This window comes from Rhodococcus sp. NPDC060084 (assembly GCF_042730335.1).
Taxonomy (GTDB): domain Bacteria; phylum Actinomycetota; class Actinomycetes; order Mycobacteriales; family Mycobacteriaceae; genus Rhodococcus.
The window spans coordinates 1-15,989 of the sequence record NZ_JBHWWX010000033.1; the positions used below are offsets into that span (position 1 = coordinate 1).

13 protein-coding genes are annotated in these 15,989 nt (G+C 68.7%); 7 read left to right on the top strand and 6 right to left on the bottom strand.

All coding sequences use genetic code 11. The features are described 5' to 3' along the window. Positions 1-254: 254 nt before the first annotated feature. Positions 255-1,982: a DEAD/DEAH box helicase gene (locus ACFWBU_RS16060; protein ID WP_378528719.1), complete on the bottom strand. Its 1,728-nt coding sequence runs from the start codon at positions 1,980-1,982 to the stop codon at positions 255-257. 231 nt (positions 1,983-2,213) lie between these two features. On the opposite strand from ACFWBU_RS16060, the gene ACFWBU_RS16065 reads away from it, so the two are divergent. Further along, entirely contained in the window at positions 2,214-3,509 is a 1,296-nt protein-coding gene (locus ACFWBU_RS16065; protein ID WP_240952122.1) for a YihY/virulence factor BrkB family protein, read from the top strand. On the opposite strand, the gene ACFWBU_RS16070 is transcribed toward ACFWBU_RS16065, so the two are convergent. After that, positions 3,479-3,718, bottom strand: a complete 240-nt coding sequence (locus tag ACFWBU_RS16070) for a DUF3039 domain-containing protein (protein WP_169620671.1) — start codon at positions 3,716-3,718, stop codon at positions 3,479-3,481. The two genes, ACFWBU_RS16065 and ACFWBU_RS16070, sit on opposite strands and share 31 nt — an antisense overlap. Before the next feature lie 73 nt (positions 3,719-3,791). On the opposite strand from ACFWBU_RS16070, the gene ACFWBU_RS16075 reads away from it, so the two are divergent. The 3 genes from ACFWBU_RS16075 to ACFWBU_RS16085 all read left to right on the top strand — a co-directional run bounded on the left by ACFWBU_RS16075 (position 3,792) and on the right by ACFWBU_RS16085 (position 6,792). Next, positions 3,792-4,151 carry a DUF3099 domain-containing protein gene (locus ACFWBU_RS16075; protein WP_169620670.1) on the top strand — a complete coding sequence of 120 codons (360 nt, stop codon included), beginning with the start codon at positions 3,792-3,794 and terminating at the stop codon, positions 4,149-4,151. Positions 4,152-4,178: 27 nt separating this feature from the next. After that, positions 4,179-5,657, top strand: a complete 1,479-nt coding sequence (locus ACFWBU_RS16080) for a methyltransferase (RefSeq protein ID WP_378528720.1) — start codon at positions 4,179-4,181, stop codon at positions 5,655-5,657. Between the two features lie 172 nt (positions 5,658-5,829). Then, complete coding sequence (locus ACFWBU_RS16085; protein WP_169620668.1) at positions 5,830-6,792, top strand: sigma-70 family RNA polymerase sigma factor; 963 nt, start codon at positions 5,830-5,832, stop codon at positions 6,790-6,792. An 89-nt stretch (positions 6,793-6,881) separates the two neighbouring features. On the opposite strand, the gene ACFWBU_RS16090 is transcribed toward ACFWBU_RS16085, so the two are convergent. Next, positions 6,882-9,566 carry a bifunctional GNAT family N-acetyltransferase/acetate--CoA ligase family protein gene (locus ACFWBU_RS16090; RefSeq protein WP_169620733.1) on the bottom strand — a complete coding sequence of 895 codons (2,685 nt, stop codon included), beginning with the start codon at positions 9,564-9,566 and terminating at the stop codon, positions 6,882-6,884. A 55-nt stretch (positions 9,567-9,621) separates the two neighbouring features. Further along, positions 9,622-10,893 (bottom strand): acetoin utilization protein AcuC, encoded by a 1,272-nt coding sequence (locus ACFWBU_RS16095; RefSeq protein ID WP_296551177.1) that lies wholly within the window; start codon positions 10,891-10,893, stop codon positions 9,622-9,624. Positions 10,894-10,997: 104 nt separating this feature from the next. Here ACFWBU_RS16095 and ACFWBU_RS16100 point away from each other — a divergent pair, with 104 nt between their 5' ends. After that, positions 10,998-11,684: a metal-dependent transcriptional regulator gene (locus ACFWBU_RS16100; protein WP_169620666.1), complete on the top strand. Its 687-nt coding sequence runs from the start codon at positions 10,998-11,000 to the stop codon at positions 11,682-11,684. 52 nt (positions 11,685-11,736) lie between these two features. Beyond that, the gene (galE, locus tag ACFWBU_RS16105) at positions 11,737-12,735 is read left to right on the top strand and encodes a UDP-glucose 4-epimerase GalE (RefSeq protein ID WP_169620665.1); all 999 of its coding nucleotides are present in this window, start codon (positions 11,737-11,739) and stop codon (positions 12,733-12,735) included. Position 12,736: 1 nt separating this feature from the next. Here the strand turns inward: galE and ACFWBU_RS16110 are convergent, their stop codons facing one another. Together ACFWBU_RS16110 and ACFWBU_RS16115 are read right to left on the bottom strand one after the other, a co-directional pair. After that, positions 12,737-13,864 (bottom strand): DUF4192 domain-containing protein, encoded by a 1,128-nt coding sequence (locus ACFWBU_RS16110; RefSeq protein ID WP_169620664.1) that lies wholly within the window; start codon positions 13,862-13,864, stop codon positions 12,737-12,739. Between the two features lie 148 nt (positions 13,865-14,012). Next, positions 14,013-14,819 carry a sensor domain-containing protein gene (locus ACFWBU_RS16115; protein WP_346765352.1) on the bottom strand — a complete coding sequence of 269 codons (807 nt, stop codon included), beginning with the start codon at positions 14,817-14,819 and terminating at the stop codon, positions 14,013-14,015. A 148-nt stretch (positions 14,820-14,967) separates the two neighbouring features. Here ACFWBU_RS16115 and ACFWBU_RS16120 point away from each other — a divergent pair, with 148 nt between their 5' ends. After that, positions 14,968-15,912 (top strand): proteasome assembly chaperone family protein, encoded by a 945-nt coding sequence (locus ACFWBU_RS16120; RefSeq protein WP_169620663.1) that lies wholly within the window; start codon positions 14,968-14,970, stop codon positions 15,910-15,912. Positions 15,913-15,989: the final 77 nt, after the last annotated feature.

Below are 15,989 nucleotides of genomic sequence, written 5' to 3' on the forward strand. Positions count from 1 at the left end.
ACGACTCCAAGCCCTACCGGCGCTTCCTGATCGAGACCTACGGCGGCACGGTCCACGCGAGCCCGTCGGAATTGACCGAGGCGGGGCGTGCGGTGGGGGGCCCGGGCCCCCCCCCCCCCCCCCCCCCCCCCCCCCCCCCCCCGCCCCGCCGGCGGGGGGGCGGGGGGGGACCCCCCCCCCCCCACACCCCCCCCGCGGCGGCCCACACCCCCTGTTGGGGCCCCCCGCTTCCGTCTGTTCCGGCTCTCCGTCTGTCACCAGGTCCGCAGGATCGCGATCCGATCTCGCAACTGCTCGACATTGGCCATCGCCGTCGGCGGACCTCCGCACTGCCGGCGCAAATCCCCGTGGATCACCCCGTGCGGCTTACCGGTCCGGTGGTGTACCACCGCGACGAGCGAATTGAGCTCACGACGCAACTGCGCCAGCGAATCGGCGGTCGCGACCCGCTCCGTGACCTGAGGGGGAGGTTCGTGCGCGGGAACCGCTTTCGGCTTCTCGAGTTGCTGTTCCTGACGTTGCCGCAGCAGGGCTCGCATCTGGTCCGCGTCGAGCAGGCCGGGCAACCCCAGATAGTCGGCTTCCTCGTCGCTCCCGGAGAACGTGGCGGTGCCGAACGAGGAACCGTCGTAGATCACCTGATCGAGTTCGGCGTCGGCACCGAGCGACTGGAACGCCTTCTCGTCCTCCCCCGGCTCGTCCTTGCGGCGATTGGCGTCGGCGAGCAACTCGTCGTCGAACCCCTCCTTCACCCGGTGGGGTTTGCCGAGAATGTGGTCGCGCTGAGCCTCGAGCTGGCTGGCGAGGTCGAGGAGGACCGGAACGGACGGGAGGAAGACGCTGGCGGTCTCGCCTTTGCGGCGTGCACGCACGAACCGTCCGATCGCCTGCGCGAAGTACAGCGGGGTGGAGGCGCTCGTCGCGTACACCCCCACTGCGAGACGGGGCACGTCGACGCCTTCCGACACCATTCGCACCGCGACCATCCAGCGCTGGGTGCTGGCGCTGAACTCCGAGATCCGCTTCGAGGCGGTGGGATCGTCGGACAGGACGACAGCGGGCGCCTCCCCGGTGATGACCTCGAGCGCTCGGGCATACGCGCGGGCGACTGTCTGATCCGTCGCGATGACGAGCCCACCGGCGTCGGGCATCCCCCCGGCACGCAACTGTTCGAGGCGGGTGTTCGCCGCCCGCAGAACGGCCGGGATCCAGTCGCCCTCGGGATCGAGAGCGGTACGCCACGCTCGCGCCGTCTGTTCGGCGCTCAGCGGCTCGCCGAGGCGTGCGGTGAACTCCTCCCCCGCATTGGTACGCCACCGCGCCTCGCCCGAATAGGCGAGGAACACCACGGGCCGCACCACGCCGTCGGCGAGGGCGTCGGCGTACCCGTAGGAGTGGTCGGCTTTGGACTGCATCAGTCCGTCACCGTTCGGCTCGTACGTGACGAACGGAATGGCGCTGTCGTCACTGCGGAACGGGGTACCGGTCAGCGCGAGACGCCGGGTGGCGTCACCGAATGCCTCACGGATGCCCTCACCCCAGCTCTTGGCGTCACCACCGTGGTGGATCTCGTCGAGGATGACGAGGGTGCGGCGCGCTTCGGTGCGTACCCGGTGTTTGAAGGGGTGCGAGGCCACCTGTGCATACGTGACGACCACACCCTGGAAATCACTCGAGGTCTGGCCCGTCGAGTTCGAGAAATTCGAGTCGAGGGCGATACCGACGCGCGCGGCACCCGCCGCCCACTGATGCTTGAGGTGTTCGGTGGGCGCGACCACCGTGATCTGATCGACGGTGCGGTCGCGCAGCAGTTCCGACGCGACACGCAGCGCGAAGGTGGTCTTGCCGGCGCCCGGGGTCGCCACCGCCAGGAAATCACGAGGCTTGGTCGCCAGGTACTTGGTCAGGGCGCGACGCTGCCAGGCGCGCAGCTGTCCCGCCGGGGCGGAGGTCGTAGCTTGTCCGACGGTTTCGATGCTCACCGGTTTCTCGTGCTCCTTGTCCGCATAGCTCTGATCGACCTCCGCCGGTGCCGCGACGCAGTGCGCCTCGACCGGACGCCGACCGTCATGAAGCCTAACGTCTCCGCGCGCCGATCCCGGTCACGAACCGCGCGCCGACGATCACCTCCGGCGGGATCGTGGCAGACTTTCCCTGCACCTACCGGCCCGGCTACGCGCATGACGGCACGTCGTCGGGAATGCTGGAAGCAGATGAACGACACACCCCGATCCCCCACCTCTCAGCCCCGCGGCCGCCTGCGGCACGCGGTACGCCGGACTGGGCAGGTCATCGGCCACACCTTGGCGATGTCCTGGAATCACTCGATCTTCAGCAAGGCGGCAACCGCGGCCTTCTGGCAGACACTGTCGTTGCCGCCACTGCTGCTCGGGCTGCTCGGCAGCCTCGGTTACGTGGGCGGATGGTTCGGACCCGACACGGTGGACATCATCACCTCCAAGATCGTCACGTTCACCCGTACGGCGTTCAGCGACAGCGTGGTGGACCAGATCATCCAGCCCACGGTCGAGGATGTCCTCAACCGCGGGCGCGCCGACGTGATGTCCGTCGGGTTCGTGCTGTCGCTGTGGGCGGGGTCGTCGGCGATTGCCACCTTCGTCGATTCGATCGTGGAAGCCCACCATCAGCAGAACCACCGCAACCCGATCTGGCAGCGCATCTTCGGACTGCTGCTCTACGTGATGTTTCTCATCCTGGCGGTGTTCACCCTGCCGCTCGTCGCTCTGGGCCCGACGATGATCGGCCGGTTGCTGCCCGACTCCTGGTACACGCTCGGATCGAGCATCGTCGACACGTTCTACTACCCGGGTGTCGGACTGCTGCTGCTCCTCGGTCTCACCACGCTCTACAAGGTGGCCCTGCCGAAGTCGCTGCCCTGGCACCGGCTGCTCGGAGGTGCGCTGGTCGCCGGCGCGTTCTTCATCGCCGCGAGCGTGGGACTGCGCTGGTACCTGACGATCATCGCGTCGACCGGGTACACCTACGGAGCGCTGGCCGCGCCCATCGCGTTCCTGCTGTTCACGTTCTTCCTGGGATTCGCGGTCGTGCTGGGCGCCGAGTTCAACGCGACCGTTCAGGAGTTCTGGCCGGCGCGTGCGACCAGGATGGAACAGTGGAAAGAGTGGCTGTCGGCGCAGGCCGATCAGGTGCCGTCACCCGAACTCGGTCCGGTCACCAACCTCACGCGGCGGCTCACCGCGGCCAGCCCGATCCGGATTTCCGATCTGTTGCGCCCGGGAGACCAGCAACCCGAGGCGTGCCCGATCGACCGGCACGAGCGAGCCGACACCGACGGGGAGTGCATGGAACTCGAGCGGGGCGGCACGAAAGTCGACCGGCCCCGTCCGGACAGCACCGCACCCGAATATGCAGAAGCGGCCGGGGAAGAGAGTTCTCCCCCGGCCGACGATGCCGATGTACTACCGCTGGATCCGGGCGCCGGAACCGAGCCCGAGGCTCACTCGCCGCCTCTGCGGAGGCCTTCATAGACCTTCTTGCACTCGGGGCACACCGGCGAACCGGGTTTGGGCGATCGCGTCACAGGGAAAACCTCGCCGCACAACGCAACCACGTGGGTTCCCATGACCGCGCTCTCCGCGATCTTGTCCTTCTTCACGTAGTGGAAGAACTTGGGAGTATCGTCCTCGGTCGTCTCGTCGGGGGTGGTATCCGGCCGTTCCTTGGTATCCGTGCTCACGTATCCATGATGCCGCACGACGGCCGAGGATGCGCGTGTGCATCTCGGGACCTGTCGTGGGAAGGTGGAGGCTATGGCAAGAACTTCAGGTTTCGGTGGATCTCCCGACCACGGATCGCCCGATAACCCGGTTCTGATCACGGAGGCGTCGGCGTCTCTCGAGGACCAGCACCGAGCGCGGGTCCGCAAATACCTCACGTTGATGTCGTTCCGTATCCCCGCGCTCATCCTGGCGGCGATCGCGTACGGCGTCTTCGAAAACCCCTGGATATCGATGGCCATCATCGGCCTGTCGATCCCGCTCCCCTGGGTCGCCGTGCTGATCGCCAACGATCGGCCGCCGCGCAGCAAAGACGAGCCGAGCCGCTGGGACGGCCGTTTCGACACGAACCCCGCCATCGAGGCACCCGACCGCCGGGTCATCGACGGCTGACGCACGACGCCCTGCGAGAATGCCGGGGTGGACCGCGACCTGCTTCTGTCGATCTGCCCTGCCCTGCGCACGGCGCTGAACCGATCCCGCTACGACCTCGACGCCGTGCGGGAACTGCTCGGGCCCGAGGCGCACGCCGCATACGGTCGCGGGGAGCCGGTACCGGCGCGCCGCGCGGCCCGCGGGGCCGGTGATCTGGGCCTGCTCGTGCGCCTGTTCCTTTTGCAGGACACCTGCCCCGAGCACGACGTGGCACGCGCGCTCGCTCCCCTGTCCCCGGCCGACGCGATCCGGGCCGGACTCCTCGAACGCGACGGTGACGGCGTGCGCGCCGCACTCGACCTCCGCCCGTTCGACGCCGGGACCGGCACGCGGTGGTTGCTCTCGGACCTCGACGGCTCTCTCCGCCCCACCGTCACCCGCCCCGACCACGTTCTCGGCGTCGGGCAGGCCTCCCTGTCGCTGCTCCACGCCACTCCCACCGACCGGGTCGGATCGGTGCTCGATCTGGGCACCGGATGTGGCGTCCAGGCGATCCGCGCCGCCGAGTACGCGGAGACGGTGACCGCAACCGACATCACGCCGCGGTGCCTGACCCTCACCGCCGCCGGCGCGGCGCTCAACGAGATCGACCTGGAACTGCTCGAGGGATCGTGGTTCGAGCCGGTCGCGGGCAGGACATTCGATCGCATCGTCGCGAACCCGCCGTTCGTGGTGAGCACCGGCGACGTCGAGCACAGTTACCGGGACTCCGGGATGGATCTCGACGGCGCCAGCAAGCTGATGGTCTCGCAGGCGGTCCGGTATCTGAACCCCGGTGGAACCGCTGCGATGCTCGCGTCGTGGGTGCACGTCGACGGTGAGGACTGGCGGGCCCGCGTCGCCTCCTGGCTCCCTGCGCACGGCGTCGACGCCTGGGTCGTCCAGCGAGACGTCGCGGACCCCGCGCTCTACGTGGGGACGTGGCTGCGCGACGGCGACGCCGACGAGCGCGACCCCGACGGTGCAGCCCTCGCCGAGCAGTGGCTCGACCACTTCGAACGCAACGGCGTCGAGGGCGTCGGGTTCGGATTCGTCTATCTGAGGCGGACCGACGGCCCGTCGGACGTGCTCGCCGAAGACCTACGGCACGGATCCACCGATTCCCTCGGGGACGAGGCGATCGACTACTTCCGGCGCGTCGAGTGGCTCCGGAACCACGATGTGCTCGGCGCGCGGTTCACTCTGCGGCCCGACACCGCCCTCGAGCGGGTCTATCTTCCCGGCGCGGAGGGCTGGAAAGAAGCCGTCGTCCGCGTGCACCGCGGCAACGGACCCGGGTGGCAACACGAGATCGACGACCTCGCCGCCGCGCTGCTCGCAGGATTCCGGGCCGACGGATTGCCGTTGGAGGACCTGGTGACGTTGCTTGCCGCCGCACACGGGGAAGACGAGGACGCGCTGACAACGCACGCCGTCTCGCTCGTCCAGGGTCTGGTCCGGCACGGACTGGTCGAACCGGCCTGATTCCGGCGTCTGCGGCGGTGGCGGGTTCCGCCTGGACGATCTCTCAGGAACTTCTCAGGACGAGCGGCAGGTTTCCGCAGGTCAGTGCGGTCGTGCTCACAGTCTTACGGGAACTATCGGTGGGCTTCCGAGCGTTGAAGCTTGTAAGACACCACCGATGAGGAGGCACGTCATGGCACGCCCCGCAACAACCGCTCGCGTCGATTCGGACATCGACAGCCAGAGCCCCGCCGCTGATCTCGTCCGCGTTTATCTGAACGGGATCGGCAAGACAGCTCTGCTGACGGCAGCCGACGAGGTGGAGCTGGCCAAGCGGATCGAGGCCGGTCTGTATGCCAAGCACGTGCTCGAGACCAAGAAGCGGCTCACTGCTGCGAAGAAGCGCGACCTGTCGATCGTCGTTCGCGAAGGCCAGGCCGCCCGCAGCCATCTGCTCGAGGCGAATCTGCGTCTCGTGGTTTCGCTCGCGAAGCGGTACACCGGACGTGGTATGCCCCTGCTGGACCTGATCCAGGAAGGCAACCTCGGCCTGATCCGCGCGATGGAGAAGTTCGACTACGCGAAGGGCTTCAAGTTCTCGACCTATGCCACGTGGTGGATCCGTCAGGCCATCACCCGCGGCATGGCCGACCAGAGCCGCACGATCCGCCTGCCCGTCCACCTCGTCGAGCAGGTCAACAAGCTCGCCCGGATCAAGCGTGAGTTGCACCAGCAACTCGGCCGGGAAGCCACCGATGCGGAACTGTCGAGCGAATCGGGCATCGCGGTCGAGAAGATCGCCGATCTGCTCGACCACAGCCGCGACCCGGTGAGCCTCGACATGCCGGTCGGCAACGACGAGGAGGCGCCGCTCGGTGACTTCATCGAAGACGCCGAAGCCACGTCCGCCGAGAACGCCGTCATCGCGGGACTGCTGCACAGCGACGTCCGGACCGTGCTGGGCACGCTCGACGAGCGCGAGCAGCAGGTAATCCGCCTGCGGTACGGCCTCGACGACGGACAGCCCCGCACGCTCGACCAGATCGGCAAGCTGTTCGGGTTGTCGCGCGAGCGGGTCCGGCAGATCGAACGCGAAGTGATGAGCAAGCTTCGCGAGGGCGAACGCGCAGATCGCCTTCGCGCATATGCCAGCTGACCGGGCGCGTCAGCGGTAAAAGATCCCCGAGGACCGGGCTGGGTCCTCGGGGATCGTCTTGTCTGTGGGGCGCCCCCGCGGATCGGCGGTCAGCGCAGGCGCCGGGGCCCCAGATCGAGCGGGTGCGGTTCCGGGCCGACCCGCACGTGGGCGTCGGTCAGTTCCACACCCACAGGGGACGCGAGCAGCGGCTCACAGACGAGATCGCGCACCTCGGGCAGATCGTCGGCGAGAGCCGAGATCCGCTGGACGAAATCCACCAGCGCCGCCTTGTGCACCGGGGCCGCGTTGCGGTAGCCGGAGAGCAGCGGTGCGGCCTTCGGTGCGTCGATCAGTTCGGCCGCTTCGTCCTCGGTCAGGGGCAGCACCCGGTACGCCCGGTCGCCGAGAAGGTCGGAGATGACACCGGCGAGGCCGAACGAGATGAGTGCGCCGAACGACGGATCGTCCTGCACGCGGATCGCACATCCGATGCCTTTGACCGCCATCTTCTGCACGTGCAGCAGCGGCTCGCCCGACATCGCCGCAAGGTCGCGGTACGCGATCCGCACGGATTCCGCGTCGACGAGATCGAGCCGTACCCCACTCAGGTCGGGACGATGGCGCCACTGCGCCCCGGTGGCTTTCACGGCGACCGGAAAACCGATCTCCTTCGCCGCCGCGACCGCTTCGGACTCGGTGGTCACCGCCCGGAAATCCGCGACGTGCACGCCGTAACACGCCAGTAGCAGCGCCGCCTCCGTGTCGGACAGGTACCTGCCCTCGGGAGTGGTCTCGAGCCACCCCTGGACGAGCGCGCGGGCCCGGTCGGGATCGATCCCCGCCGGGCGCACCACCTGCGACGGCGGCCTGCTGCGCCACTTCGCATAACGCCATGCCCGCGCGAGCGCCTTGGCCGCACGCTCGGGCCCCGGGTACGACGGCACCGACCCGCGGGTGGGGTTGCCGGCGGAATCGCGCACGGCGAGAACATCCGGGATGCCTTCGGTGGCGAGGAAGGTCGTCACCACGGGCTTGTCGGATCCGGAGACCGCATCGCGCAGTGCCTGGGCGAACGGTTGCACGTCCACCGCGACCGGTGGCACGAACACCGCGATCACCGCATCGATGCTCGCCGAATCCAATGCGTGCGCCACGGCCTCGGCGAACTCGTCCGGGGTCGCTTGCGGCCCGAGGTCCACCGACTCCGGTGCCACGAGTCCTTCACCGCGTGCGGCGTCGACCGCGAGCACACCGAGAGCCGTGGAATTGCCGATGACGGCAACTCGCGGCCCGGCGGGCAGCGGCTGATACCCGAAGAGCAGAGCCGAGTCGAACAGTTGCGCAATGGATTCCACCTGCACGACACCGGCCTGTTCGAACAGACTGCGCACCATGGTGTCGTCCATTTCGCCGGTACGTGCCGCGAGGGCCGGCGGTACGGCATGGCGTCCGCTCTTGACCGCCACGATCGGTTTGCTGCGCGCCACCCGGCGGGCGATCCGCGAGAATTTGCGCGGGTTGCCGAAGCTCTCGAGGTACAGCAGCACCACCTCGGTCGCCGGGTCGGTGTCCCAGTACTGCAGCAGGTCGTTGCCGGACAGGTCGGCGCGGTTGCCGGCGGAGACGAACGACGACAGGCCCACCCCGGTCTTCGCGGCCTCGTCGAGGATGGCGATACCCAGAGCGCCCGATTGGCAGAAGAAGCCGACGTTGCCGAGCGACGGAAGTACCGGTGCCAGGGTCGCGTTGAGCAGAATCGACGGATCGTTGTTGGCCACGCCGAGCGCGTTCGGGCCGATCAGCCGCATGCCGTGGGAGCGGGCGGCGAGGGCGAGTCGCCGTTCCGCGTCGCGCCCCTCCGGCCCGGTTTCGCCGAATCCGGACGAGACGACGAGCAGCGCCTTGACGCCTTTGGCGAGACAGTCGTCGAGTACGGCGTCGATGGACTCGGCGGGCACCGCGGCGATCGCGAGGTCGACCTCGTCCGGGATGTCGCGGACCGTGGGGTAGGCGCGCACCCCCCGCACCGATCGGTGTTCCGCGTTGACCGGGTACACCGGTCCGGTGAACCCGCTGCGCAGCATGTTCACGAGCACCGCATTACCGACCTTGCGGCTGTCGGTGGACGCACCGATCACCGCGACGCTGCCGGGGCCGAGGATGTTGCGGACGCTGCGCGCCTCGGCGGCGCGTTCGCGGGCGTTCCGCACCGAGACGAGCGCTTCGGTGGGGTCGATGGCGAACTCGAGTCGCACCACCCCGCCCTCGAAACTGCGGCTGACCTGGTATCCCGCTTCGCGGAACACCGTGATCATGTGCCGGTTCTCGGCGAGAACCTCCGCGACGAAGGTGTGCAGGCCGTTCTCGGCTGCCGCACCCGCGAGATGCTCGAGCAGGATCGGCCCCAGACCGCGCCCCTGATGCGCGTCGGCGACGGTGAACGCGACCTCGGCGGACAACCCGTCCCCCTCGTCCGGGAGTCCTTCGTACCGCCCGACCGCGATGATCTCGTCGCCGAGCAGCGCCACGAACGCGACACGGGTGTGGTGATCGACGACGGTGAACCGGAACAGGTCCTTCTTCGAAATCGTGGGATACGGCCCGAAGTACCGCAGGTACCGGGTCCGTTCCGACAGTTTGCTGTGGAACTCCACGATGCGGTCGGCGTCCTCGGGGACGATGGGCCGCAGATGCACGACGCCGCCATCGGAGGCCAGGACGTCGGCGACCCAGTGACGGGGATAGTCCCGGGCGACGCTGAGCGCGCGCTCGCGTGCCGCATCGGCAGCGATCTCCGCCTCGCTTTTCCCGGACTCGAGGCCCGGGTCCGCCGGTACTTGCTGGGATTCAGTCACGCGGGTCCTCCGGATCCAGGCCGAGCAGCGGGAACGCCGATCGGCGTGTGGCGATGATCGCCGAGTCGATACGGGTGAGCGCCCGATCGAGAGACGCCACCCCGGTTTCCGGGGTACCTCCCGGGCCGTCCCAGGGAAGGTAGGACACGTCCGAGTCCTCCCCCATGACGGTCGGCAGATCCACTCCGGGTGCGAGGGCGCCGACCCGTTCGCGCCAGTCTTCCGGAACGGCGGTGGTGGGGTCGATCTCGCGGTCGAGCGCCGCCGCGATGAGGTGGGTCCATGCCCGGGGCACGACGCGAACCAACCCGTAACCGCCGCCGCCGACTGCGAGCCAGCGGCCTTCGCAGTGCCGGTCCGCGAGATCACGCATGGCGAGATAGGAGGCCCGCTGACCGTCGACGGTCAGCGCCAGATCTGCGAGAGGATCCTCGCGGTGACTGTCGGCGCCGCACTGGCTGATGAGGATCTGCGGGCGGAACGCAGCGAGCGCTCCGGGCACCACCGCGTGAAAAGCCCTCAGCCACAAGGAATCGACAGTGCCGGGCAGAACCGGCATGTTGATCGAGGTCCCCTCGGCCTCACCCGCGCCCACCTCACTCGACCATCCGGTGTTGGGCCACAGCGTCGCGGGGTGCTGGTGGAGAGAGATGGTGAGCACCCGCGGGTCGCCGAGAAAGGCGTGCTGGACTCCGTCACCGTGATGCGCGTCGACGTCCACGTAGGCGATGCGGTCGTAGCCGTTGTCGAGAAGCCAGGAGATCGCGATCGCGGCGTCGTTGTAGACGCAGAATCCGGCGGCCCAGTCGGCCATCGCGTGGTGCATTCCCCCGCCGATGCTCACCGCGCGCCGGGTCCGGCCCGAGGCGATCTCCCGGGCGGCGGCGAGTGTGCCGCCGGCGAGGGTGGCACTCGCCTCGTGCATGCGGGGGAAGATCGGATTGTCCTCGGTACCCAGGCCGTGCGGGGCGTCGGCGACGGCAGCGGTACCGGGGGCGACCGCGCCGGCCCGTTTGACGGCATCGAGGTAGGCCGGGGTGTGGATGCGCAGCAGGTCCACATCGTCCGCGGGAGACGGATGGACCGTCTCGACACCCTCGAGCAGACCGATACTCTTCGACAGCGCCATGGTGAGATCGAGCCGCGTGGGGTTCATCGGGTGTGTCGGGCCCCACCGGTAGTCGAGGTATTCGGGGCTCCACACCACCACTCGATCGCCGCCCAATTGTGTCGTACCGCCCTCGGCGGTGGAGCTAGTGGTCATGAACACAGACGCTACTGGTCCGGGATGGGACGCGCGAGCAACCAAGGGCACCCCCACCGCCCTATTCGCACGGTTAGAATCGGCGCAGACGAAGGGGTGTGAGAGTGAAGGACCTGGTCGATACCACGGAGATGTATCTCCGGACGATCTACGATCTGGAAGAGGAAGGCGTCGTGCCGTTGCGTGCGCGCATCGCCGAACGCCTCGAGCAGAGTGGACCCACCGTCAGCCAGACGGTCGCCCGCATGGAGCGGGACGGCCTGTTGCGCGTCGCCGGCGACCGCCATCTGCAACTGACCGAGAAAGGCCGCGACCTCGCGGTGTCGGTCATGCGCAAGCACCGTCTCGCGGAGCGACTCCTCGTCGACGTGATCGGCCTCGACTGGGAGAACGTGCATGCCGAGGCGTGCCGTTGGGAGCACGTGATGAGCGAGGAGGTCGAGCGGCGACTGGTCGAGGTGCTCAACAACCCGACGACGTCCCCGTACGGAAACCCGATCCCCGGCCTGGCACAGCTGGGCTTGGACAAGGATGCTGCTCCCGACGAGAAGCTGGTTCGGCTGACGGAGATTCCCGCCGGTAAACCGACCGCGGTCGTGGTGCGTCGGCTCGCCGAATACGTGCAGTCCGACCCCGATGTCATCGCGCGCCTGCGTGAGGCCGGAGTCGTCCCGGACGCGCGCGTTACAGTCGAGACGCGCCCGGGCTCGGTGACCATCACCGTGGCCGGGCACAACAGCTTCGAGCTTTCCGACGAGATGGCCCACGCCGTGCAGGTGAAACAGGTTTGATGCAGACCTCTTCACAGGCCCGCGGCGGGCCTGTGAAGAGGGGATCCACAGCGTGAGACTTCTGGTGACCGGCGGTGCCGGGTATGTGGGCAGCGTGTGCAGCACAGTGCTGCTCGAACAAGGCCACGAGGTGGTTGTGGTCGACGACCTGTCCACAGGCAACGCCGACGCGGTCCCCACCGGTGCCGAATTCGTCGAAGGCGACATCGCGACGGTCGCGACCGAGGTCCTCGGCTCCGGTGACGACGGCCCCCGCTTCGACGGCGTGCTGCACTTCGGCGCGCAGTCGCTCGTCGGCGAATCCGTCGAACACCCGGAAAAGTATTGGCAGGGCAACGTCGTCACAACCTTGACGCTGCTCGAGGCGATCCGGCGATCGCGCACTCCCCGTCTGGTGTTCTCGTCGACGGCGGCGACTTACGGTGAGCCCGACGAGGTACCGATCGTCGAGGACGCACCGACGAGACCCACCAATCCGTACGGCGCGTCCAAGCTGGCCATCGATCATGCGATTTCGTCGTACTCCCACGCGCACGGTCTGGCGGCGACGAGCCTGCGGTACTTCAACGTCGCCGGGGCGTACGGCGGTGCAGGTGAGAACCGGACGGTGGAGACCCACCTGATTCCCCTGGTGTTGCAGGTGGCGCTCGGGCAGCGAGACCACATCTCCGTGTTCGGCACCGACTGGCCCACCAAGGACGGGACCGCGGTGCGCGACTACATCCATGTCAAGGATCTCGCCGACGCGCATGTCCTGGCGCTCACGCGGTCGGAACCGGGTCGCCACCGCATCTACAACCTCGGCAGCGGTGAAGGTTTCAGTGTCCGAGAAGTGATCGCTGCGTGCGAACGCGTCACGGGACTGCCGATCGCGTCGGTCGACGCCCCCCGCCGGGCCGGCGATCCCGCGGTGCTGATCGCGTCGAGTGCTCGGGCGATGAACGAACTCGGATGGGCTCCGAAACACACCGATATCGACGAGATCGTCTCGGACGCCTGGGAATTCACCAAGAGCCTCGGCGATCGCTCGCACGCCGCACGTCGCGGCTGAGTCACCGGGCAGGTCCGTCCTGCGGTAGTGCGACACCCAGTCTCGCGGCGATCTCGTATCCGGTCGCTGCGAGGCTCCTGATCGCGTCAGGACGCAACCCTGCCTGCAACGCCTGATCGAGTAGATCGGAAAGCCGGTGTCGCGGATCGGATTCCAGCGCGACCCCGAGAGCGACGCCGGCGAACGGCCCGTCGCCGCGCACGTACGCTCCGAACGCCACCAGTGCGGCCGCATCGGCGCGTTCGGGGTCGGGCAGGGCGCGTACCAGATCCACCCAGAGGCGTTCGGCGGCGCCCGCCCACGGTCCTGTTGCGAGGGCCAGCGCGGCGTCCCGGACGGTCCGGTTCGCAAGGATCACAGCCAGTTCGGCGCATTCCCCCGGCAGCAGATGTTCCCCGTCGCGGCCCGGGAGGACCAGGGCCAGGAGGGTTTCCAGTTCGGCCCGGTCGGCGGCGGCGGATCCTCCGCTCCGTTCGGCACGCTCGTACGCGAGGTCGCGGGCGTGCACGGCCGCGTCGAGCCTGCTCGCGACGTCGGCGCGGAAACTCGCCGGGTAGGGCTCGAGGAGTGTGGTGAGTTCGCTGCGAGTTCGCCGGATGGGGTTGCCGTCGAACACCCGGGTGGCCGCCACGACGGAGGCGTCCGGGTCGGGCACCGTCCCGGAATCGTCGCGACCGGGAACGAACCACGTTGCGCCGGCATCGATGGCGGGGACCGCGAGCGCACCGCCGAGCACGATGTCGGCGGTCGCGAGATAGGCGGCGAACTCCTCGAGGAGGGCGTGAGCACGGCCGGCGGCAGGTCCGTGAGGGTCCTGAAGCCTGTCGTCGACGAGGATCGCGATCACCGAGTCGGCTTCCTCACGTGCGCACACGGCACGGAACCGGCGGAACGCCTCGCGCATCGGGTCCTGCGTCCCGTCTCGGGGTCCGTCGAGCAACAGGTCGTGCCGCATCACCGCTCCGATCGTGGCGGCCCCCGTCTCACCCGGCCGGGTTGTCACGGGCGAGAGGCTGAGAACGACGAGGGAGCGCGCGGGACGGAACCCGAGCAGCGCGGGCACCGCTGCGATCAGGTCTCCGATATCGGTGAGGCGGAGCGGGCGTGAGGACGAGGTGGGTGTGGTCATGCCCGAACGGTCTCCCGGCCCGAGGACAGGTCCGGTGCCTCCGGGGCTCCATCGGTGCGCTCTGGGGATCGACCCGCGCTCTGTGGACAACCGCGCGGCGTGCCGGTACCGCCGCGGACGCACGTGGCCGGCGCGTGGGTACCCGCGTCTACCGTGGCCGGGCTTCGAGCGCGTACCGCACCGCGTCCGCGTAGACCCGATCGACGTTCTCGGCGTCCGCGGCGCCCGATTCGAACGACATGTACGTCACCAGCACGCGCACGTCCCCGAGTTGGGCGGTATGCGTGAGTATCGACTGAGCGAGAGCGTCCGGGCCTTCCCCCGAGGTGACCGTCCGGGACAACGCCAGTGTCTCCGAGCCCGGGACGAGCACCGGCGGGTCGGGTTCGAGCGCCGTGGTGACGGTCGCGGTGACGCCCCGGTGGGTGGCCTCGACCCGCGCGCACTCGACCAGGTGGCGACGGTAGTCCGCGAGGGGCTCCGCCGGGGTCGTCACTTCGACGCTGAGCGTGGCGCGGCCGCCGGTGTCGGTGCCGACGGCCATCGCCGTCCCTCCCGGCCCGTAGTCCTGCGGCGGCGGCAGGCAGCCGCCTGGGTTCACGCGGGCACCCGGTGGGATCCCGGTGAGGTCCGGCGCCGCCTGCGCCACCGCCTGCGGGGGCAGGACCACGGCACTGTACGGCTCCGGGAAGCGGTCGACCGGCAAGAGCAATTCGGCTGGGGTGCTTCCGCTACCGGGAGCGGCGCCGGGTGGCGGCGCCGCGGTGGCCGGCGGGCTGCCGGTGTGCGGCGTGGCCTCGGGGCGTGCGACACCGGAAATGCTGGTCGTGCACGCTGCGACCAGGACTGATGCGCCGGTGAGGAGTATCGCTGCCGTGATCGTGCGGCGCGCGGCCGGGCGGGGCGGGCGAGGGTCGTCGGCGGTCCTGCACCGTGGAGCGTCGCACTTCGCCACCCGAACCTCCGTCGTCCACAGTCCAGCGGGGCCCGGACCCGGGAAATCGCCACCGCCGCTTCAATTAGACTCGGACACCACCATGCCACGCCGGTGCTGCACCGGCGGGAAGGCTACGACGGCGCAGTGTGATCGGAGTGGTTCCCCAATGGACGAGCAGTCCCGGATGTACGAGCTGGAGTTCCCGGCTCCACAACTCATGACCACCGACGGGCAGGGTCCGGTTCTCGTTCACGGCCTCGAAGGGTTCGCGGACGCCGGACATTCGGTCCGGCTGGCCACCACGCATCTGAGGGAGACGCTCGAGACCGAACTCGTGGCGTCGTTCGCGGTCGACGACCTCATCGACTACCGCTCCCGGCGACCGCTGATGACCTTCAAGTCGGACCATTTCTCCGACTATGCGGCCCCCGAGCTGAACCTGTACGCCCTCATCGACAATGCGGGAACTCCGTTCCTGCTGCTTGCGGGCAGCGAACCGGATCTCAAATGGGAGCGGTTCATCACCGCGGTGCGCCTGCTCGCCGAGCAGTTCGGCGTGCGGCGCACGATCGGCCTCAACTCCATCCCGATGGCGACACCGCACACCAGGCCGCTCTCGGTTACCGCCCACTCCACGAACAAGGACCTCATCGCCGGCCACCACCGCTGGTCCGGTGAGTTGCAGATTCCGGCGGGGGCGTCGTCGCTGCTCGAGCTCCGCATGGCGCAGCACGGACACGAGTCGGTGGGATTCTCCGTGCACGTGCCGCACTACCTGGCACAGACCGACTACCCGGCGGCCGCCGAGACGCTTCTCACCCACGTGGCGGAGATCGGCGATCTCGACATTCCGCTGCAGGCACTCGACGAGGCCGCGGCACGGGTCCGTGAGCAGATCGACGAGCACATCGAGGGCAACGAGGAAGTACAGGGAGTGGTGCAGGCCCTCGAACGGCAGTACGACAGCTACGTGGCCGCGCAGGAACAGCAGACCTCTCCCCTGCCGACCGACGAGAATCTGCCGACCGGCGAGGAACTCGGGGCGGAATTCGAGCGCTTCCTCGCGGAATACGACCAGCGCGGCGACGACGATACCGATCAGTCGCTCTGAGCGGAACGGGGCGCGTCACGACGCGGCGGGTCCACGGTGGGACGTTTCATGACCGTTACGATCGTCGCCCATCGCGT